The organism is Aminobacter sp. SR38, assembly GCF_014843375.1.
GTDB lineage: Bacteria > Pseudomonadota > Alphaproteobacteria > Rhizobiales > Rhizobiaceae > Aminobacter > Aminobacter ciceronei.
This window is the reverse complement of sequence record NZ_CP062112.1, coordinates 1,693,835-1,713,940: the sequence shown is the minus strand read 5'-3', so window position 1 is coordinate 1,713,940 and position 20,106 is coordinate 1,693,835. Positions and strand designations below refer to the sequence as shown.

Sequence of the window (20,106 nt, the reverse complement as noted above, 5' to 3'; positions counted from 1 at the left end):
CCAAGAGGAATGCCATGAGGCGCTTTGAATACCACCGGGCGGACACGCTGGAACAGGCCTCCCGCCTTCTCACCGACCTCGGCGAAGACACCTTCGTGTTCAACGGTGGTACGGACCTTCTCGTCGAAATCCGTGAAAGGCTGCGCCGGGTTCGCAACGTCGTCGACATCAAGCAGATCCCCGGATTGTCCGACATCATCTATGACGAAACGCGCGGCCTGACTTTCGGCGCGCTGGTGACCGTGGGCCGCCTGGAGCGCCTGGCATTGGTCCGCCAGCGTTACCCGAACCTGTATGCGGCCTTCGCCTCGCTAGGCTCCATCCAGGTGCGCAATCGTGCGACGGTGGCAGGCAATGTCTGTCGTGCCTCGCCGTCAGCCGATACGATCCCACCGCTGATTGCCGATGGCGCGTTCATCCACATCTACAGCCGCACCAACATGCGCGTCGTGCCACTTGCCGAATTCTTCACCGGCCCCGGCAAGACTGTGCTTGCCAAGGGCGAGATTGTTACCGGTATCACCGTGCCGCCAGCCGGCGACAACTCCGGCAAGGCCTATCTCAAGCACGGCCGCCGTAAGGCAATGGAACTCTCCACCGTCGGCGTCGCCGTCAGCCTCACCATGGAAGGTGGTCTCTGCGATGACATCCGCATCACGCTCGGCGCGGTCGGAGCAACCGTGCTGCGCGCACCCCAAGCCGAGGCCATGCTGCGCGGCACGTCGCTCGACGCGGCAACCGTCAAAAACGCCGCCAACAAGGCGATGGAAGAGTGCACGCCGATCAGCAACGTGCGCGCCAGCGCCGATTACCGCCGCGATATGGTGGGTGTGCTGACCGGCCGCGCCATCAAACAGGCATTGGAGGCTTTCGCATGAAACGGATCGTTGAACTCACCATCAATGGCGAGCCGCGCGACATGGTGGTGGATAGCTGCCGCTCGCTGCTCGATGCGCTGCGCGACGATCTCGGCCTCACCGGCACCAAGAAGGGCTGCGACGTCGGCGATTGCGGCGCCTGCACCGTCATCGTTGATGGCGAGCCGGTCAATGCCTGTCTGATGCTTGCAGTGGAAGCCGAAGGCCGCTCGGTCGAGACGATCGAGGGACTTCAGCCAGGCGTCGATGTGCTGCATCCGCTGCAGGATGCCTTCATGCGCTACGGCGCTTCGCAATGCGGCTTCTGCACCCCGGGTATCCTGATGATGGCCAAGAAGCTGCTCGACGACAATCCGCGCCCGACGGACGAGGACATCCGCTTCGGCCTAAGCGGCAATATCTGCCGCTGCACCGGCTACACCAAGATTTTCGACGCGATCAAAGCAGCCGCGATCGAGATGGAGGCTGCAAGATCATGAACATGACGACCCCTATCGAACAGCGCGATTTCAAGATCGTCGGAAAGAGTGTTCGCCGCGACGACGTGCTCGAAAAGGTGACGGGCGAGGCCGAGTATACCGGCGACGTCAAACTGTCGGGCATGCTGCACGGCAAGATCAAGCGCGCGGCCATCGCGCATGCCCGCATCAAGAGCATCGATGTCAGCAAGGCGCTCGCCTATCCGGGCGTCAAGGCGGTGCTGACGCATGAGAACGTGCCACGCGTGCTGCATTACGGCTCACCGCACCCGCGCTCGGCTTCCTGCACCAAGGACCAGTATATACTCGATGACAAGGTACGGTTCTGGGGCGAGGGCGTTGCCGCCGTCGCGGCCATCAGCGAGGAGATTGCCGACGAGGCTCTCGACCTGATCGAGGTCGAGTACGAGCCCTTGCCGGCCGTCTTCGAACCGGAGGATGCGGCCCAGCCGGGTGCGCCGCTCATTCACGATGTCGGCCCTGGCGGCAACCTCGTGCTCGATCCGGTGCGCATCAATCGCGGCGATGTGGACGCCGGCTTCGCCCAGGCGGATTTCGTGCTCGAAGGTGTTTTTTCCGGTGGGCGGCCGCATCCGGCTTACATGGAGCCGAATGTCTGCATCGCCGACTGGGACGGTTCCAACAAGCTTACCTTCTGGACCTCCACCCAGACTTCTTTCATGGTGCGCGGCATCCTTGCCGAAGTGCTCGGTCTGCCGCTTACCAAGGTCCGCGTGCTCGTCGACCACATGGGTGGCGGTTTTGGAGCTAAGCAGGACCTGTTCCAGCACGAATTCCTGTGCGCGCTTCTTGCCAAACAGACGCGCCGGCCAGTGAAGATGGAATTCAGCCGCCACGAGACTTTCGTCGCCGGCCGCTCGCGCCACCCCTGCAAGATCTGGCTGAAACAGGGTTTCAAGAACGACGGCACGCTCGTCGCGCGCGACATGAAGCTGGCCTACGATTCCGGCGCCTACGGTTCGCACGGCCCAGGTGTCACCATTGTCGGCACGACGGCTGCCACCTCGCTTTATCGCTGCGAGAACGTGCGGCTGGAAGGACGCTGCGTCTACACCAATACGCCGATCAACGGTGCCTTCCGCGGCTATGGCGTGGTGCAAAGCTATTATGCGCTCGATATCCAGATGGACGAGGCGGCCGAACGGCTAGGCATGGATCCGGCGGAGCTGAAGCTGAAGAACGTCGTTCGCGCCGGCGACATCGCACCGTCGGGCCACCCGATCCTTGGTCATGGCCTCGAAATCTGCCTCCAGCACGGCATCGACGTGCTGGATTGGAAGAAGCTGCGCAACCGCGACCGCGCGCCGGATCCCAAGCGACCCCACATTCGCACTGGCTGGGGCATCGGCTGCGAAATGCACGGTTCTTCCGCCTATCCCGGCATCAAGGAACAGGGCAACGCCACGGTGAAGGTCAACGAGGACGGTACGGTGACTTTGCTCACGGGTGCCGCCGGCCTGGGCACCGGCGCGCACACAGCACTTGCACAGATCGTTGCGGAAGAACTCGGAGTGCGCTTCGAGGATGTTGGCACGATCCATGGCGATACGGACGTAGTACCTTGGGACATCGGCGCGTTTGCCAGCCACACGACTTATCTCGTCGGCACGGCTGCCAAGATGGCAGCCGGTAAGGTCCGCACTGCGGTTCTCGAACGGGCAGCGATGAAGCTGCAGGTCTCGCCGGCCGAGATCGATCTTTCCGAAGGCAAGGTCTTCGTCATCACCCATCCAGGACGCTGCATGACGGTCGCTCAGGCGATGGGTCCTTCCCGTGGCATTCCCGCCGCCAACATCGTTGCGAACGGCACCTACGAGCCGACGAAATCCTATTCCTTCGCCGCACATTTCGCTGAGGTGCATGTCGATACGGAAACCGGCATCGTGGAGGTCAAGCGCGTCATACCTGTGCACGACGTCGGCCGGGTCATCCATCCGATTGCCGCGCAGGGGCAGATCGAGGGCGGCATCCAGCAGGGCATCGGTCACACGCTGACCGAGGACTACGTCATCGACAAGAAGACCGGCCGGTCGCTCAACGCCGGCCTCGTCGACTACAAGATGCCGCTCTCGATGGACATGCCTGACATCGAGACGATCATCCTCGAAGCGGCACCCGATCCAGGTGGCCCCTGGGGCGCCAAGGGCGTCGGCGAGGACCCGATCATTGCCATCGGCCCAGCCATTGCCAACGCCATCCACGACGCCATCGGCGTTCGCTTCCGCCACTATCCGATCACTCCGGAAGACGTACTGAAAGCCTTGAGGGAGAAGGCCGCATGAACATGCACATCGAACCTGAGAGCCGGAAGCTCCCGATAACGATCCTCACCGGGTTCCTTGGATCGGGAAAGACGACGTTGCTCAACTACATCCTCACCGAACGCCATGGCCACCGGATCGCGGTGATCGAAAACGAGTTCGGCGAAGTCGACGTCGACAGCGACCTGGTGCTGGCCTCTGACGAAGAGATCTTTCAGATGCAGAACGGCTGCATCTGCTGCTTCGTCGATGTGCGCAACGACCTCATCGACGTGATGAAGAAGCTGTTGAGCCACAAGGACAAGTTCGACCACATCATCGTCGAGACTTCTGGTCTTGCCGATCCGACGCCTGTCGCCACCGCCTTCTTCGTCGATCGCAGCGTTGCTGAAGAGGTCGAGCTGGATGCCGTCGTCACGCTGGTGGATGCAATGCATATCGACCAGCATCTCTATGATCCGGTTCTTGACGGCAGCGACAACCAGGCGGTCAACCAGGTCGTCGCGGCCGACCGCATCCTCATCAACAAGGTTGATCTTGCCTCAGAGGACGCCCTCGGTTCGCTCGAGGCGTCGCTGCGCAAGCTCAACCAGACGGCGCCGATCCTGCGTTCGACCTATGGCAAGGTGGACCTGACCGATATTCTCGGTGTCAACGGCTTTCGCCCGTCCTATGTGCGCGAGCGGGCGGAAATCCTCGACATCGACATGGACGACGACCACGATGCGCATGGCCATCACGAATGCCACGATACGGCCTGCGACCATCCGGACCATGACCATGGGCACCATCATGACCACGGCCACGGCCGAGCATCGGTCCTGCGCCCGCACAGCCACGATGCGACGGTGAAATCCCACTCTTTCGTTTATCCCAACTCCTTCAACGGCGAGAAGCTCGCCACCTTCCTGAAGGATTATCTCGGCGAGCGCGGCGACGACATCTTCCGTACCAAGGGCATTGTTTCGGTGGCCAATGACGAGCGCTTCTTCGTGCTCCAGGCGGTGCACAAGCTGGTCGATTTCCGTCCGGATCACAGCTGGGGCGAGGGTGTCAGGAAGTCGAAGTTCGTCTTTATTGGCCGCAATCTCGACCGTGACGGCATCGACAGGAACCTGCGTGCATGCCTGGCGGCCTAGCGGCGCTTCTCCCGTCCTAATACGCCTGCTCAATTCCTGTGTCCAAGACGCCCGCGCAATTTCCCGCGCGGGCGGTCGCTGCCGATCGCCATGAAATAGCGTTTAAAAAGAATAGGTTAGTCGATTTTTCCCCGTTGACAGAAAGTCGGCCCCATGGTTTCTTCACCGTTGAGTAGAAGCGCCGACAATTGCTCACCGTCTGTTGGACGATGAGGCCGCGATGTCGATGCTCACTGCGAAAGGAACACCTGTCGGTTGCAGCCGCCCTGCGGCGTCCGCACCGACTACCCTTCCCCATCATCGGCATTTCCTGAGATCGCGCATCCATGCCGGCTTTTGGCCGGCCTGGGGTCCATCGCGCGGCCCCGCATCGACCGGATCCTCTACGACAGGAGAACAAGGATGATCATTGATCTAAGCTGCTACCCCACCGATCTGGTGGACCTGGCTTGGCGCCACGACGGACCGCCGTTCACCGGCGACAAGCTTTTGAAGATGATGGACGGCCCGTACTATGTGAACGGCAAGCCGCGCCGGATCGACAAAGCCTTCATCCAGCCGCCGCAAGGCAACACCATCTACACCCATGAAGTCATGGACCTGGAAGGCAAGGCCGCCATCCGCCAGTACATGGCCTATACGGAAAAGATGGTGACGGAGCACCCGGACCGTTTCCTTGGCTGCTTCGTCTACAACCCGCGCTATGGCACGCAGAACGGCGCCGAAGAAATCGAACGCTATGCCAAGGAGTTCGATTTCAAGATGGTGCAGTTGCAGGCGAACATGCATGCCTACCGCCCTGACCGCGCGCTCGACTGGCTGCGTCCGGCCATGAAGAAATGCGCCGAGCTCGGCCTCATGGTGAAGGTGCATACCGGCGACGGTCCGTACTCAATCCCCACCGAGTTCTATCCGATCATTCGCGAGTTCCCGGAAGTGAATTTCATCCTCGCGCATTTCGGCGTGCAGACCGGCGGTGTCTACGTGTTCGAGCCGATGCAAATGGCGCTCGACACGCCGAGCGTCTACGTCGAATCCGGCTGGTGTCTGCAGTCGCGCATCGTCGAGTTCGCCAAGGTCCTACCCAAGCACAAGATCCTGTTCGGCTCCGATACGCCGCCGAACGAACCAGGCATGTGGATCAACCTTCTGGAAGTCCTCTGCCACGAGCCGCCGCAGGGCCTCAACCTCGATGAGGATACGCTGGAGGATTACCTCGGCAACAACACCGCCCGCATGATCGGTCTCGAGCCTACCAGGCCGCCGGCGACCGTCGAGGAAGCCGAAGCGTATCTGCGCCAGCACGGCGTCGCGCTTGCCGCGTAAAACTGAACGGAGTGAACAATGATCATCGATACCCATCTTCACCCGACGAACCTCGTGGACGAGGCGTGGCGTCATACCGGTTCGCCCTTCACGGGTGAGCGCATGCTGAAACTGATGGACGGCCCCTACATGATCAACGGCAAGCCACGCCGGATCGACATGGGCTTCATCCAGCCGCCACCAGGCAACACCGGCTACCGGGACGGCAACCGCAAGGGCCGCGACGGCATTCGCGACTACATGGCCTATTGCGCCGAGCTTTGCCAGACGTACCCGGACCGCTTCATCGGCAACTTCAACTACAATCCGCGCTGGGGACCTGAGAACGGCGCGGCGGAGCTGGAATTCCACGTCAAGGAATACGGCTTCAAGATGCTGAAATTGCACGCCAACATGCACGGCTATCGTCCCGACCGCGCGCTCGATTGGCTGCGTCCGGCGATGAAGAAGTGCGCCGAGCTTGGCGTGGTCGTGCTGATCCACACCGGCGACGGCCCGTACACGATCCCGACGATGTTCTACCCGATCATCCGCGAATTCCCGATGGTCAACTTCATCATCGGCCATTTCGGCATTCAGACGGGCGGCAACTACTCGTTCGAATCCTTCTGGATGGCGATGGATACGCCGAACGTCTACTGCGAATCCGGCTGGTGCTTCCAGTCGCGCATCGTGGAGTTCGCCCAGCAGCTGCCGAAGAACAAGATCGTCTTCGGCACGGACAGCCCACCGAACGATCCGGGCATGTGGCTGCGCGAGCTGGAAGTGCTCTGCAAGGACCCGCCGCACGGCATCAACCTCTCCGAGGACGATCTGGAAGGCTATCTCGGCAACAACATCGCCAAGCTTGTCGGCATCGACCCGTCCCCGCCGCCGCGCGACGTAGAGGATGCCCAGGCACGCCTCAAGGATTCCTACGCCGGCGTCGACCGCGCCACCGGCAAGCATCTGGAATTCGCCTGATTTGACAAGGGCGGCGCCTTTCGGGGCGTCGCCAGCCACCCGCAGCGACCCGAGGCCGAGACATGAGCCAGTACCACAAGCAAGACGTCCGCCGTTTCCTGGCCGATTATAAGGCGGAACATCCCGAGGATGTCATCACGATCGATGGGCCGGTCTCGGACGACCAGGACGCAACCGCGTTGATCTGGAACCTGGCAGACAAGGGCCAGCATCCGATGCTGCATCTCAAGAATGTTAGCGGCATAGGCAGTGAGGTCGTCTGCAACATCTTTGCCTCGCGTGACCGCATCGCCCGCCTGCTCGGCTCGACTGCCGACAAGCTGCACGAGGCCTACCAGTCCCGTTCCAACAAACCCTTCACGCCGGAGGTGTTTGAAAGCGGCCCGATCACCGAAGAAATCATTTCTGGTGACGCCGTCGACCTGCACGCATTGCCGATGCTGAAGCACTTCGACACTGACCGCGCGAAATACATCACGTCAGGCATCATCATCGGTGAGCACCCTGAAACCGGGGCCGGCAATCTCAGCTATCACCGCGCCATGATCCATTCGAAGACTTCGCTCGCGACCTCGCTGCATTCGCGCGGCCATCTCTGGCGCCTGATGAACATGGCGAAGGAGAAGGGCGAGCCGATGCCGGTCGCCATGGTGATCGGCGGGCATCCGCTGTTCATGATCGCCGCCTCCGCCCGCCTTGCCTTCGGCGAGGACGAGCGCGATGTTGCCGGCGGCCTGATGGGCGAACCCCTTCAGGTGGTGCGCACTCCAAAATACGGCATCCGTGTGCCTGCACATGCCGAGGTCGTGCTGGAGGGCGTGCTGGATCCCGAGGCCCATGTGGAGGAGGGGCCGTTTGGTGAGTTCACCGGCTATTCCTCCGACCGCTCGACCAACAATCTTTTCACCGTCGAAACCATCATGCGGCGCCGCGATCCGATCCTCGTCTCCGTCGCCGGCGGCAATTCGGCCGAACACCTCAACCTCGGCCGCGTGCCCCGCGAGGCGGAAGTGGTGGAGAAGCTGAAAGCTCGTTTCCCCTCCATTACATCAGTGCACTATCCGTCCTCCGGCACCCATTTCCACGCCTACATCGCGATGAACCAGACGCGCGAGGGCGAGGCACGGCAGGTCATGCTCGGCCTGCTCGGCTGGGACCAGTACCTCAAGACCGTCGTGGTGGTGGATGCGGACGTGGATATCACCCGCGACAGCGAGGTGCTCTGGGCGCTTGCCACCCATTTCCAGCCGCACAAGGACGTCGTCATTATCGAGGGCCTGCCTGGCAATGCGCTCGACCCGTCGGCGAGCGGCATCGGCACGACCTCGCGTATGGGGCTCGATGCGACGCGCGGCCCGAATTTCCACGGCGTTCGCGCCCGCATAAGCGACGAGGCCTCGGCTCGCGCTGCCGCACTCCTCAAAAGCGTGGGATAGGCGATGACGACGCGGCCAAGTCGCATGATCGTCGGCATTTCGGGCGCTTCCGGCATGGTCTATGGCAAGCGCATCCTCGAAGTGCTGCGCGACCTCGAGATCGAGACTCATTTGATCATGTCACGCGCAGCCTGCATCACGCTCGCGGCCGAGGCGGATTTTACCAAGCAGGATCTTGAGGCACTGGCGACAGTCACCCATTCAAACAAGGATATCGGTGCCGTCTGCTCTTCAGGCTCCTACAAGACGCTCGGCATGATCGTCGCGCCCTGTTCGGTGAAGACCATGGCGGAAATTGCGACTGGTACGACCGACAATCTGCTTTCCCGCGCCGCAGACGTGGTGCTGAAGGAGCGCCGCCGCCTCGTTTTGATGCTGCGCGAGACGCCGCTCCATCTTGGCCATATCCGCAACATGGCGCAGGTCACCGAAATGGGCGGCATCATCTATCCGCCCGTTCCGGCCTTTTACGCCAAGCCGCAAAGCCTTGAAGAAATGGTCGACCACACCGTTGGCCGGGTGCTCGACCTCTTCGATCTCGACCCCGGCATCGTACGCCGCTGGCCGGGAACGCAGGGAGGGGAATGATATGGGCGCCTGCATTGCCAGCGAGCCGAAAACGCTCACGCCAGAACCCCGCGCTGCCTTCCTCTCGGACGATGCGATCGCCATCCTGGCATTCGCCGCCGAAGCGCTCAAACAGGGCCTGGCCGCCGCCCTCGTCACCCTCGTTGAAATCCGCGGCGGCGCTGCCCGCGCCATCGGCGCGCAGATGGCGGTGCGCGATGACGGCCTTTATTGCGGTTTCGTCTCCGGCGGCTGCACCGAAGCGGCGGTGGCCGCTGACGCCGTGGTCGCCCTCCAGAATGGCATCGATCGCAAGCTTCGCCTCGGCGAAGGTTCGCCGTTCTTCGACATCGTGCTGCCCTGTGGCGGCGGCATCACGCTGGCTATCCACGTCCTGCGAAATGCCACAGCACTCCGCCACATACTTGCCGCGCTGCACCGCCGTGCTCCCGGGCGCCTCCGGTACAACCCCGGCAGGCAGGCTCTTTTCTTCGAACCAGGCGAAGGCGTGAGTGGCTGGGAGGGAGAGGAATTTGTGCGCGTCTACCACCCGAAGCAGCGCATGTTTCTTGCCGGCACGCCCCTGGAGGCTGGCGTGGTGACGCGTCTGGCGGAAGTATCCGGCTATGAAGTCGTGAAGATCGAGCGGGGCCAAGCTCCATCGCCGAAACAGCTGGACGCTGACACGGCGGTCGTGCTCCTCTTCCATGACATCGACCGTGAGTTGCCGCTGCTCGAGGCTGCGCTCGCCTCATCCGCCTTCTATATTGGTGCTCTGGGAAGCCGCCGTACTCACGCGAAACGCTGTGAGGTCTTGCGCAAACGCGGTCACCGCGAGACCACGCTTGCCAGGATCAAGGCGCCTATCGGCATATTCGACAAGGCGACAGACGCAAACTCGCTTGCCCTTTCGGTGGTCGCCGACGTCGCGCAGGCAAGATTGCTCCACATGAAGGGCAAGGTCCCGACCGACCCTTCGGTCCCCCGGACGCTTGCTCTCAACACGATCGACAAGTGCTTCGCCCCCATGAACGCAAGTGAACTCATCACAAACACGGGGGGCCACTAGCGATACGTCCGGGCTTTTCGCTGGCCGCAGGCCTCCCAGCTTGTCCAGTGTGTTCCCAAAGTCCGGCGTGGGCCGGCGACGCATTCGGGGGCTCCCACAACGCCCCCTCGCGTCGCCGGCGCCTTATCCTGCCCTGCCTGCAGTGCCAGCCAATCGTTTGAAGGGCGAACCGATGAAGAGCGTTTCCACGCTACGAGCAAACGGCAGTATTCAAGGTACCTGTCCGCAAGGGGCGGAGCCGCCCTTCTCAAATCGCATCGAACTGACATCTCGCGCGCTGATCAAAAATGAGCGTGGCAGCATCCTGTTGGTCAGATCCAAGAATTCAGCCAACTGTCTGTGGCAGATGCCAGGTCGCCAAATCGGGCGTGGAGAAAGCTGCGCGATGTCGATTGTTCGATGCCTTCACGACGATCTGGGAATCCTCACATGGCCAGTCTCGGCCGTTTTCATAAATGACCAGTTTGATGACATTGGTGGCCTCCACACACTTTCGATCACTTATGCGGTTTCCATACTCTCGGGTGAACCGCGTGTGACAGCCTCTGGCCAATTGGATGAGGCGCGATGGTTTGGTCAACCGCCCGAAGGTGTCACCAAAGAGACTGTCTGTGCACTGGAAAGTCGCGAAATCGTAATGTTCGGAGCGTCCTGACAGGTCCAGGCTAGCCTTAGGCTCACCGAAAACCAGGTGCCGACGACTAGATCGCACCACCTAAGTGCGACCGAGGGCGCTTGCGCCAGCGTTTTCAGGTCGCATCGCCGCCACGAAGGCCGCTTTCAAACGTTCAGCTGCCGGTGACAAGCTATGCTGGCGCCGTTGCAAGAGCGAGACATTGCGCATTACGGTCGGGTCGACGAGATCCACGGTAGTTACACGAACTGCTGACGCCAGTTGGCTGGAGTTCTCCGGCAAGACGGCAACGCCCATGCCGGCGGAGATCATGCTGATGGCGGTGGTCGAGAAGCGCACTTCGTATTTTGGCTGGAAGTTGGGCACAACACGGATGAGGTTATGCTCGACAATGCTGCGAAGCGGATTCGTGGCTGCGAGCGTGATAAGTGTCTCGCCCTTCAACTCGGCCCAGCGAACGGATTTTTGCCTGGCGAAGCGATGGTCTTCCCGGCAGACAAGCATGAGCTTGTCGCGCATGAGAGGCGTAGCGGTGATTTCGGGATCGTCTTCCGAGAGCGTGCCGATGGCGATATCGACCTCATTGCGCTTGAGCGCCGGACTGATCGCCTCTTCGGGCATGTCGCGGATGCTGACCAGAATTTCGGGATGCATGCTCACGAACGCCGCAATGATAGGCGGCACGATCGTCGCTGCGAGCACAATTGCAGCGGCGATCGTCACCTGGCCGCGTTTCAACGATGCGTTGTCGCGCATATCGCCAACTGCGAGTTCCAGGTCTTTCAGTATCTTACGGGCTTGTGGCAGGAACTCCTGGCCCACGAGAGTGAGCGAAACCATGCGGGTGTGGCGGTCAAACAGGCGTACGCCGATCTCCGATTCCAGATCTCGAATGACTATGCTGACGGCCGATTGCGTGAGGTGAAGGTTTCGGGCCGCGAGATTGAACTGGCCAAGGTCGGCCACCGCAATGAAGGCCCTGAGTTGCCGCAGGGTGATGTTCATGGATGCGCGGCCCTCCTGTTCTCCAATGTCATCAAATCCTGCCGTCCCTATGCCTGTCCAGCCTGCAGCACCGGCTGTTCGGTCTCGCCTGCCATTGGCAACACTGCTTCGTCGGACCGGATACAGTCTGATACCACACCCGGCCCGACCGGTTTGAGTTCAATCTAGATAACCGTGGCGGTCGGCGAGATAAAACACCTCCAGCAGCATGCTCACGGCAGCACCCGAACCTTGGTCTTGGTTTTGCTGGATTCCAGCGCGGCCTAGCTTGCCAGCGCAGGCTGGTTGGTCTGGCCGGCCATCAGCAGACCAAGTTCGTCGAGGCGAGTTCGGTCAGGCGGCAGTTCACCTAGGATTTCGCCGTGGAACATCACCAGGATACGGTCGCAGATCGCGAAGAGTTCTTCGAGTTCGGTGGAGATGAGCAGAATGGCGCGGCCGTTATCGCGCTGCTTAAGCATCTCCTCCATCACGAACTCCATGGCGCCGATATCGATGCCCCGGGCGAGCTGGTTGACGAGGATGAAATCCGGGTTGCGGGCAAGTTCGCGCGCGACCACCAGCTTCTGCTGGTTGCCGCCGGAGAGCGCGCCGATCGGCTGATCCTCGTCGCGGCTTTTTATGCGAAACCGCTTGATGAGATCGCGTGTGTGCTCGCCGATGACCCCCCGGTTCAACATACCGCGGCAGGCGAAAGGCTTCTGATCGTAGCGCTGGAGGATTGTGTTTTCGCTCAGCGACATCGAAGCCACGATGCCGTGTTTGTGCCGGTCCTCCGGGATGTGTGAGAAGCTGCTGGCATTGATGCGGGCCGGGTCGAGGCCGGTAATGTCCTTGCCATTCAAAATCACGCGGCCGCTGTCGACCGGCAGCAGACCGGAAAGTGCCAGCGACAGTTCCGTCTGACCGTTGCCGGACACGCCTGCAATACCGACGATCTCGCCGGCGCGCACGTTGAGGCTCACGCCGCGCACGGCCGGCAGGCCGGTCTCGGCGCGGCAGGTGAGGTTGTCGACCGACAGCACGATGTGGCCGGGCGGTTCAGGGCTGCGCGGCAGCTCCATGCGCACGTCGCGGCCGACCATCATGCGGGCAAGCTCGCGTGCATTCGTCTCGCCGACATTGACCGTGTGCACGACGCGCCCGTCGCGCATGACGCTGATGCGATTGCTGACGCGCATCACCTCGTCGAGCTTGTGCGAGATGAAGACGACCGTCTTGCCGTCTTTGGCGAGGTCTCCCATCAGCGAGAGCAGGCGGTCGGTCTCCTGTGGGGTGAGCACGGCTGTCGGCTCGTCGAGGATGAGCAGGTCGATGCCGTGGAACAGGACTTTCAGGATTTCCACTCTCTGCTGCTCGCCGACCGAAAGGTCTTCGATGATGGCGTCCGGACGCACGTCGAGGGCGTAGCGATCCGAAAGTTCGCGGATTTTTGCATGGACCTCGTCCATGTCGTTAATGACGCGCAACGGAGATCCCTGGCCGAGAATGTAGTTTTCCGCCACCGTCAGGTTCGGCACGAGCATGAAATGCTGGTGCACCATGCCGATGCGTTGACGGATCGCCTCGCGCGGGCTGTTAAAGCGCACGGACTGGCCCTTGAAGACGATCTCGCCTTCGTCGGGCCGAACCATGCCGCAGATCATGCTCATCAGGACGCTCTTGCCCGCACCGTTCTCGCCCAGCAGCGAGTGGATCTCGCCCTGCTCGATTTCCAGTGACACGCCGTCGCTGGCAACGATGGGGCCGAAGCGCTTGCGGATGTTCTCGACGCGCAGGAAGGGTTTCTGAGACATGTCCGTTACCTCATCTCGTAGGGCTGGCCGAGTTTGCTGGGGGCAGCGCCCTTGCCTCGGACCACGACGAGCGTGACGATCGTCATGATGTAGGGAAGCGCCTGCAGCACCTGGTAAGGCACAACGATGGATGCCTGCGCCTGGAGCATCAGCTGCAGCGCGTAGAACAGGCCGAAGAGCAGCGAGACGAAGAACGCCCCAATCGGCGACCAGCGTGCAAAGACGACCACGGCGAGCGCGATGAAGCCGCGGCCGGAGGTGATGCCCTCGACGAACTGATTGGAATGCCCGAGCGTCAGGAAGGCCCCGCCGAGGCCGGCGAGCCCGGTGCCGACCAGCACCGCGGCATAGCGGTAGCTCGCAACATCGCGGCCGGCGACGTCGACGGCTTTCGGGTGTTCGCCGACAGCGCGGAGCGTCAAGCCGAAGGACGTGCGGAAGAGCACGAGGCTGGCCAGGATCGCGACGAGGACCGTCGAATAGACGATGAGGTTCTGCCGGAAGAAGGCTTCGCCAAGAAAGGGAATATCGCTCAGGAAGGGGATCTGCACGGGCTGCGCGATCTCGATGCCCTTGCCGGTCGAGACGTAATAGGTACGGAACAGGAAGGCGGTGAGACCCATGCCGAGCAGGTTTAGCGCCGCACCCACAACGATTTGGTCCGCTTTGATGGTGATCGTAAAGAAGGCAAAGATCGCCCCGAACAGCATGCCGCCCGCGATGCCGGCCAGCAGGCCAAGCGGGATACTGCCGGTGGCGAAGGCTGCCGCGAAGCCGCAGAAGGCACCGACGAGCATGGTGCCTTCCAGCCCGATATTGAGCACGCCCGCTCGCTCGGAAAATATCTCGCCGATGGAGGCGAAGATCAGGGGGGTCGCAAGCCTCCAGGCGGCGCCCGCAAGCGTCGCGAGAAAGGTGAGAAACATCATGTCGTCCATGGAGATACCCCTCAGGAAGGTCGCCTAGAGCAATTCCGGCAAGGTGCGTGAAGTGGTCCTGCCCGGGAATTGCGCAAATGCTCCAAAGTTTTGTTTTCCCTCAGGGCTTAGGCGCCTTGCGGGAGTTTCCATTTTTCAAGCCACGATCCTGCGGATGTCGCGCAGCCTGGTGAAGGCGACGACCGAGAGAATGACGATACCCTGTATGATCAAAACGAGGACCTGCGGCACCTGCGAGGTGATTTGCAGCACCTCCGAGCCGGAGCGAAGGGTCGCGAAGAGCCCGCCCGAAACGATCGCCGCCAGGGGGTTGTTGCCGGCAAGCAGCGCGACCGCGATCCCTTCGAAACCGTAGCCCGGCGAAATGTTCTGGTAGAGGCGGTGCGTGACACCCGCCACTTCGAAGGCGCCGGCCAGCCCCGCCATTGCACCGGAAATGCACATTGCGATCATTACGTTGCGGGCGACCTGCATACCGGCATAGCGGGCTGCGTATGGATTGAGACCAACGACGCGGAGTGAAAAGCCGCGGCTGCTGCGCTGAAGAAAGATGTAGAGCGCGACTGCCAGAACGACGGCGACGATGATACCGATATGGAGGCGCATGTCGGAGACGATGCGTGGCGTCCAAGCTTCGCGGATAAGTCGGGCAGATTGAGGATAGGCAGCACTTGCATCGCGCATCGGGCCGGTGACGAGATAGCTCGTTAGGATCAGCGCGATGTAGTTGAGCATGATCGTTGTGACGATCTCGCTGGCCTGGAAGCGTACTTTGAGATAGCCGGCAATGCCTGCCCAAGCGGCCCCCGCCAAGGCGCCGGCCAGCATGACAAGCGGCGCATGCACCCAGACGGAAAGCCCGTCAAAATTGGTGCCGACCAATGTGGCGGCAATCGCTCCAGCATAGAGCTGGCCCTCGGCGCCTATGTTCCAGATCGAACAGCGGAAGGCGACGCAGAGGCCAGCGCCGATCAAGATCAGCGGCGTCGCCTTCAGCAGGATTTCGCCAACCGAGCGCATGTCCTGAAAGGAGCCGAAGATCATCACTGTGACCACGTCGCTCCCATCGAAACCGTTCAGCCACAAAAGGGCTGCGCCGCATGCTAGCGCGACAAGGACCGCTGCGGCCGGCGTCGCCGCGTTGATCACGGCTTGCCTGAGCGTTCGGCCGAAAGCTTGGGCTGCTTGAGGATACACGTTCTCACGCACTCCCTGGTTTACCTGTTCCATGGGTCCGGTCCGAATGTTGGTATGAGGCGCAGCAAGGCGCTGTGGCCGAAGGGCCGGCCACAGCGCTTGCGGGTCACTGGGCGTCGGTCTTGATCTCACCGGCAGCGATTTTGGCGCTGATCGCCTTCACCTCGGCGCGGATGTCTTCGGGCACGGAGACCGGACCGTCATCGCGGAAGGTGAATGAGATGACTTTCGGATCCTTCAGGCCAAAGATGATGTTTTCCTTAGGCGGGCTCCCGTCCTTTATCGAGTGCACGACTTCCACCACGCCCTGCGCGTAGTCGGCAACGTAGAGGCCGAGAATGTTGTTCGGTGCTACCTGGGTAAAGTCGCTGAAGATCGAAAAAGAGCGCACAGCCGGCCCGGATTCCGAGATCGCCTGATAGCCGCCGACGGTCGCACCCGAAGCATTCGGCACGACGAAATCCGCGCCCTGCGAAATCATGCTCAAGGCTGCTTCCTTGGCAGCGGTCGTATCGGTGAAGTTGCCGATATAGGCCTCGCTGATCGGGAAGGCCGGATTGACGCTCTTGGCGCCGTTCTTGAAGCCGACAAAGGCCTGCTGGATCGGCGGGATTTCCATGCCGCCGACGAGGCCGGCCTTTTTGCCCATCTTAGCTGCGATGACGCCCATGAGGTAGAAGGGCTGGCTCGTATCGGTGTTGAGGCCGATGACATTGCCTTCGTGGATGCTGCTCGACGAGATCAGGAAATAGGTGTCGGGATAGTCGAGCGCGACTTCCAGTGCGGCATCTTGGAATTCGAAGCCGTGGCCGAGGATGACCTTGTAGCCCTGGCTGGCATAGTCGCGGAACGCCTTTTCGAACGAGGCCGGGTTCTGTTGCAGCTCGACATAGCTGATCTTGGCACCGAGCTGTTCTTCGACGCCCTTCAGCGCATTGAAGCCGATCCGGTTCCAGCCCTCTTCCGAAACGCTACCGGGCACGAGAAGGCCCATCTTGAAGTCTTCGGCCTGTGCCGTCGCCGGAATGGACACGGCGATGGTCAGCGCCGCCACTCCTTCCACGAACGTTCTGCGTGAAAGTCTCATTGCTCTTCCTCCCATTTGATAAGTTCCCAGGGACCGCGCTTATTTCGCGCGTGTCTGGATCTCACCCGCAATGATCTTCGCACTCACCTCTTCAAGGTGATTGCGCAGGTCTTGCGGTATCGATCTGGCGGCTTCGTCGTTGAAGGTGAACTTTATGACGTCCTTATCCTTCAGGCCGAAATCGACATTGCTTTGCGGCACGGCGCCGTCCCGAATGCCCGAGACGATGCGTACGATGCCTTGACCGTAATCGGCTATGAACGTGCCGAGGATATTCTTGGGGGCGACGTCGGTGTAGTCGCTATAGACGCTGAAGGTGCCCGACTGCGTGCCTGATTCCTGCGCGGCGCGGATGACGCCCAGTCCCGCTGCATTTGCATTGGGAACGACGAAATCGGCGCCCTGCGCCATCATGCTGACGGCGGCTTCCTTGGCGGCGCTCGCATCGGTGAAGCTGTTGATGAAGACCGTGGACACGGGGTAATCCGGGTTCACGCTCTCGGCACCTTTCCGAAAGCCCTCGAAGGCATGCGCGATGGGCGGAATTTCCATGCCACCGATAAGGCCCGCGCCCTTGCCCATCTTTGCAGCGATCACGCCCATCAAGTAGAAGGGCTGGCTGGCATCGGTATTGAGGCCGATGACTTTCCCTTCATGTACGCTGCTCGACGAGATGAGGAAAACGGTGTCGGGGAAATCCTCAGCCGTCGTGAGGGCGGCGTCCTGGAACTGGAAGCCATGGCCCAGAACGACTTGATAGCCCTGGCTTGCATAGTCGCGGAACGCCTTTTCGAAGGCGGCTGGGTTCTCGGCCAGCTCGACATAACTGATCTTGGCGCCGAGCTCCTTTTCCACTCGCTTCAGCGCGTCGTAGGCGATCCGGTTCCAGCCTTCCTCCGCGACGCTGCCGGGGACCAGGAGGCCCATCTTGAAATCTTCGGCATGGGCATGCTCTAGCCAGACCATGCCGGCAAGGGCCGACCCGAGAGTGGAGGCAAGCAGCGAACGACGTGAAAATGCAGTGCTCTTCATCCCATTCTCCCATTAGATTGAGGTCCAATCCCCCCGGAGTTGCTCTCGGCTTATGCGTTCTCCTTCAAGCGAACGGTGTCGATTGTGCTCTGTGAGACGAGACGACCCTTCGAGAAGACGAAGGCCCGGTCTGGTCCGCCGGCAACCAGCGTGTCGGTGTCGGTGCAGTCGGCGATGACGAAGTCGGCGCGGGCGCCGGCCTTGAGGGCGTGCTCCTTGCCGAGACTCATCAGGCGGGCTGGCGACGTCGTGATCATGCGGTGGGCAGCAGCAAGCTCATCCCCCCGAAGATGGCCGGCGAGCAATGTCCAGCGCGCGATTTCCAGCATGTCGCCCGAGCCCGTTGGCACGAAAGGGTCCTGGATGTTATCCGACGCCGCGGCAATCGTGACGCCGGCGCGGTAGAGCTCGGCAACGCGCGTCAGGCCGCGCGGCGGCAACATCTCGGCGTCGCGGCCCTGCAGGTAGAGGTTCGCCGCTGGCAATGTGACGACGCCGACATCAAGCGCAAGAAGACGCTCTGCGATACGCTGGAATTCCTTGCGGGGCAGGGCACTCAGCACAGAGACGTGACTGAATACGGTGCGGCCCTGCATGCCGAAGCGCTCGACCCGCTCGAGAGCTGCATCAAGCAGATGCACATCGGCATTGAGATGTTCATCGAGATGCAGATCGACCGGTTTTCCCGCCTTGACGGCGGCGGAAAACAACATGTCGAGGTAGCGTGGTGGGTCTTCCGAGACAGCAGGCGTGCCACCCACTGCATCGGCGAGCGCCACGGCGCCATCGATATTCTCGGTCAGCCAGTCGAAGTCCTGGCCGGGATGCGGTGTCATGAAGGCCACGAGCTGCAGAGTGATGTCATCTCGCGCCCCGTCGCGCACGCCTGCCAGCGTCTCAATGCCATGGAAGCCAGCATCCTTGTCGACGTTGACGTGGCTGCGAATGGCGGTCGTGCCGCGGGAAAGACACCGCCTGATGGTGCGCATCGCCCGCTTGTGGATGTCATCGGGACCGGCGGTTCGGGCATATTTGGCGAATGCCTCGCGGGCGCCTTGGAGCGTGCCGGAAGGATTGGGGGTAAAGTGCAGTACTCCGGTCTTGTCGAGGTGCTGGTGCACATCGACGAAACCTGGCGAAACCAGCATGTCTGTAATGTCGACGCAGGCGCTGCAGGACCTGGTGTCCAGGGACGGCCCGATTGCGACAAAGCGTCCATCCGCCCCGACTATGATGTCGCTGACCGCTTGCGAGCCGTCTGTCTGAATGACAGCACCCCCGGTGAGTGCAAAGGGCTGCCCAGAGACGAGGTCTGCTATGGATGCAGTTGGAAAATCGCGCACAGCTTGTTCCCGCATTCTTGTTATGACGGAAAGAGAGCACGGGCGATTAATTTAGACAAATTTATTATTTCAATCTTTTGATGAGGAAAAAACAATAATGCGTCGTGAGCATTCTCTGTCTTTGGCAAAAGGAAAAATGCTCCAGTTCAACAGATCTCGCTCTGCATTCAGGAGGTCGGGGCTGTGTTGACGCTTGGTATCGGGTGGAAGCGGAATGTCTGCTATCGTGTTTTTTCGTGCCAGAACGGACGGTCCGCTCCCGTGATGAGTTTCGGGCGCCGGCGGACGTACGAAAGTCCCCGAGGAAGGAACCCACGGGCCACAGTCAACGGCTATGGATATTTCGATCTGTGGCTGATGTCGGCGATGGCGCGGCCGCCGATGGGAAGCGCGAGGTGGATGCGGACAGGCCGCTTCGTTGCTCCATCGCGCGGTATTGGCGGCCCGGCGCTGGTCCGGCCACTCGGCTGTCGAGGCCAGGCTCCTTGTTGAAGCCCGTCATGCTCTGCCGCTGCCGAACGACGCTCAATGCAAGCGCAACGAACGGCGCGTGCCCTTTACCTCACCGCGCGCCCTCCCGCGCAGCGGGTTCGTTCCACGGCCCCAGATACGACGTTCAACGTCTATTGGAGTGTCCGGCGATGACAACTCTTGGCAACGCCAGTGCCGTCCGAGGCAACATCGCAACTGAAGGACCCATAGCGGGGCAAATCGTGAACAGGTAGATAGAAGTTTATTGGTAGTTTCTAAACTTGTTCGCAAGAAACAAGAATACTGTTTCAATAGATACTTGCATTATTGCTCAAACACGGAAAGGTTGAGCTTGCGCTAAATTTTGCGTGGGCGACGTGGATCACATAAGTTCACCAGGTGCTGGGATGGACAGCGGGCGTCATTTGCTTGGCGTTGATCACGCAATTCTTGCGTCAACCTGC

The 20,106-nt window shown here is 61.3% G+C and carries 17 protein-coding genes; 10 read left to right on the top strand and 7 right to left on the bottom strand.

The features are described from left to right. The first annotated feature begins 14 nt into the window (after window positions 1-14). The 10 genes from IG197_RS08365 (at window position 15) to IG197_RS08320 (ending at window position 10,794) form a co-directional block, all read left to right on the top strand. Window positions 15-878, top strand: a complete 864-nt coding sequence (locus IG197_RS08365) for a xanthine dehydrogenase family protein subunit M (protein ID WP_192318212.1) — start codon at window positions 15-17, stop codon at window positions 876-878. Further along, the gene (locus IG197_RS08360) at window positions 875-1,357 is read left to right on the top strand and encodes a (2Fe-2S)-binding protein (protein ID WP_182575472.1); all 483 of its coding nucleotides are present in this window, start codon (window positions 875-877) and stop codon (window positions 1,355-1,357) included. The genes IG197_RS08365 and IG197_RS08360 overlap by 4 nt, the downstream gene beginning before the upstream one ends. Then, the gene (locus tag IG197_RS08355) at window positions 1,354-3,660 is read left to right on the top strand and encodes a xanthine dehydrogenase family protein molybdopterin-binding subunit (RefSeq protein WP_192318210.1); all 2,307 of its coding nucleotides are present in this window, start codon (window positions 1,354-1,356) and stop codon (window positions 3,658-3,660) included. Before IG197_RS08360 ends, IG197_RS08355 begins: the two co-directional genes overlap by 4 nt. Then, entirely contained in the window at window positions 3,657-4,778 is a 1,122-nt protein-coding gene (locus tag IG197_RS08350; protein ID WP_192318208.1) for a GTP-binding protein, read from the top strand. Before IG197_RS08355 ends, IG197_RS08350 begins: the two co-directional genes overlap by 4 nt. Before the next feature lie 402 nt (window positions 4,779-5,180). Then, window positions 5,181-6,104, top strand: a complete 924-nt coding sequence (locus tag IG197_RS08345; RefSeq protein ID WP_067964806.1) for an amidohydrolase family protein — start codon at window positions 5,181-5,183, stop codon at window positions 6,102-6,104. Window positions 6,105-6,122: 18 nt separating this feature from the next. Further along, window positions 6,123-7,067 carry an amidohydrolase family protein gene (locus IG197_RS08340; protein ID WP_192318206.1) on the top strand — a complete coding sequence of 315 codons (945 nt, stop codon included), beginning with the start codon at window positions 6,123-6,125 and terminating at the stop codon, window positions 7,065-7,067. 62 nt (window positions 7,068-7,129) lie between these two features. Further along, the gene (locus IG197_RS08335) at window positions 7,130-8,503 is read left to right on the top strand and encodes a UbiD family decarboxylase (RefSeq protein WP_192318204.1); all 1,374 of its coding nucleotides are present in this window, start codon (window positions 7,130-7,132) and stop codon (window positions 8,501-8,503) included. 3 nt (window positions 8,504-8,506) lie between these two features. Beyond that, window positions 8,507-9,091: a UbiX family flavin prenyltransferase gene (locus IG197_RS08330; RefSeq protein WP_067964800.1), complete on the top strand. Its 585-nt coding sequence runs from the start codon at window positions 8,507-8,509 to the stop codon at window positions 9,089-9,091. A gap of 1 nt (window position 9,092) precedes the next feature. After that, window positions 9,093-10,139 (top strand): XdhC family protein, encoded by a 1,047-nt coding sequence (locus tag IG197_RS08325; RefSeq protein WP_192318202.1) that lies wholly within the window; start codon window positions 9,093-9,095, stop codon window positions 10,137-10,139. 172 nt (window positions 10,140-10,311) lie between these two features. Beyond that, the gene (locus IG197_RS08320; RefSeq protein WP_192318200.1) at window positions 10,312-10,794 is read left to right on the top strand and encodes an NUDIX domain-containing protein; all 483 of its coding nucleotides are present in this window, start codon (window positions 10,312-10,314) and stop codon (window positions 10,792-10,794) included. A gap of 60 nt (window positions 10,795-10,854) precedes the next feature. Here the strand turns inward: IG197_RS08320 and IG197_RS08315 are convergent, their stop codons facing one another. The 7 genes from IG197_RS08315 to IG197_RS08285 all read right to left on the bottom strand — a co-directional run bounded on the left by IG197_RS08315 (window position 10,855) and on the right by IG197_RS08285 (window position 18,976). Continuing rightward, the gene (locus IG197_RS08315) at window positions 10,855-11,778 is read right to left on the bottom strand and encodes a LysR family transcriptional regulator (protein ID WP_182575468.1); all 924 of its coding nucleotides are present in this window, start codon (window positions 11,776-11,778) and stop codon (window positions 10,855-10,857) included. 263 nt (window positions 11,779-12,041) lie between these two features. Then, window positions 12,042-13,574, bottom strand: a complete 1,533-nt coding sequence (locus IG197_RS08310) for an ABC transporter ATP-binding protein (RefSeq protein ID WP_192318198.1) — start codon at window positions 13,572-13,574, stop codon at window positions 12,042-12,044. Window positions 13,575-13,579: 5 nt separating this feature from the next. Then, the gene (locus IG197_RS08305) at window positions 13,580-14,512 is read right to left on the bottom strand and encodes an ABC transporter permease (protein WP_067964793.1); all 933 of its coding nucleotides are present in this window, start codon (window positions 14,510-14,512) and stop codon (window positions 13,580-13,582) included. Between the two features lie 135 nt (window positions 14,513-14,647). Next, complete coding sequence (locus IG197_RS08300) at window positions 14,648-15,742, bottom strand: ABC transporter permease (RefSeq protein WP_083948661.1); 1,095 nt, start codon at window positions 15,740-15,742, stop codon at window positions 14,648-14,650. A gap of 73 nt (window positions 15,743-15,815) precedes the next feature. Continuing rightward, a complete protein-coding gene (locus tag IG197_RS08295) occupies window positions 15,816-16,796 on the bottom strand; it encodes a BMP family protein (protein WP_192318196.1) in 981 nt (326 codons plus the stop codon). 39 nt (window positions 16,797-16,835) lie between these two features. After that, entirely contained in the window at window positions 16,836-17,828 is a 993-nt protein-coding gene (locus IG197_RS08290) for a BMP family protein (protein WP_192318194.1), read from the bottom strand. 50 nt (window positions 17,829-17,878) lie between these two features. Continuing rightward, on the bottom strand, window positions 17,879-18,976 hold the full coding sequence (locus tag IG197_RS08285; protein ID WP_246765338.1) for an amidohydrolase family protein: 1,098 nt from the start codon (window positions 18,974-18,976) through the stop codon (window positions 17,879-17,881). Window positions 18,977-20,106: the final 1,130 nt, after the last annotated feature.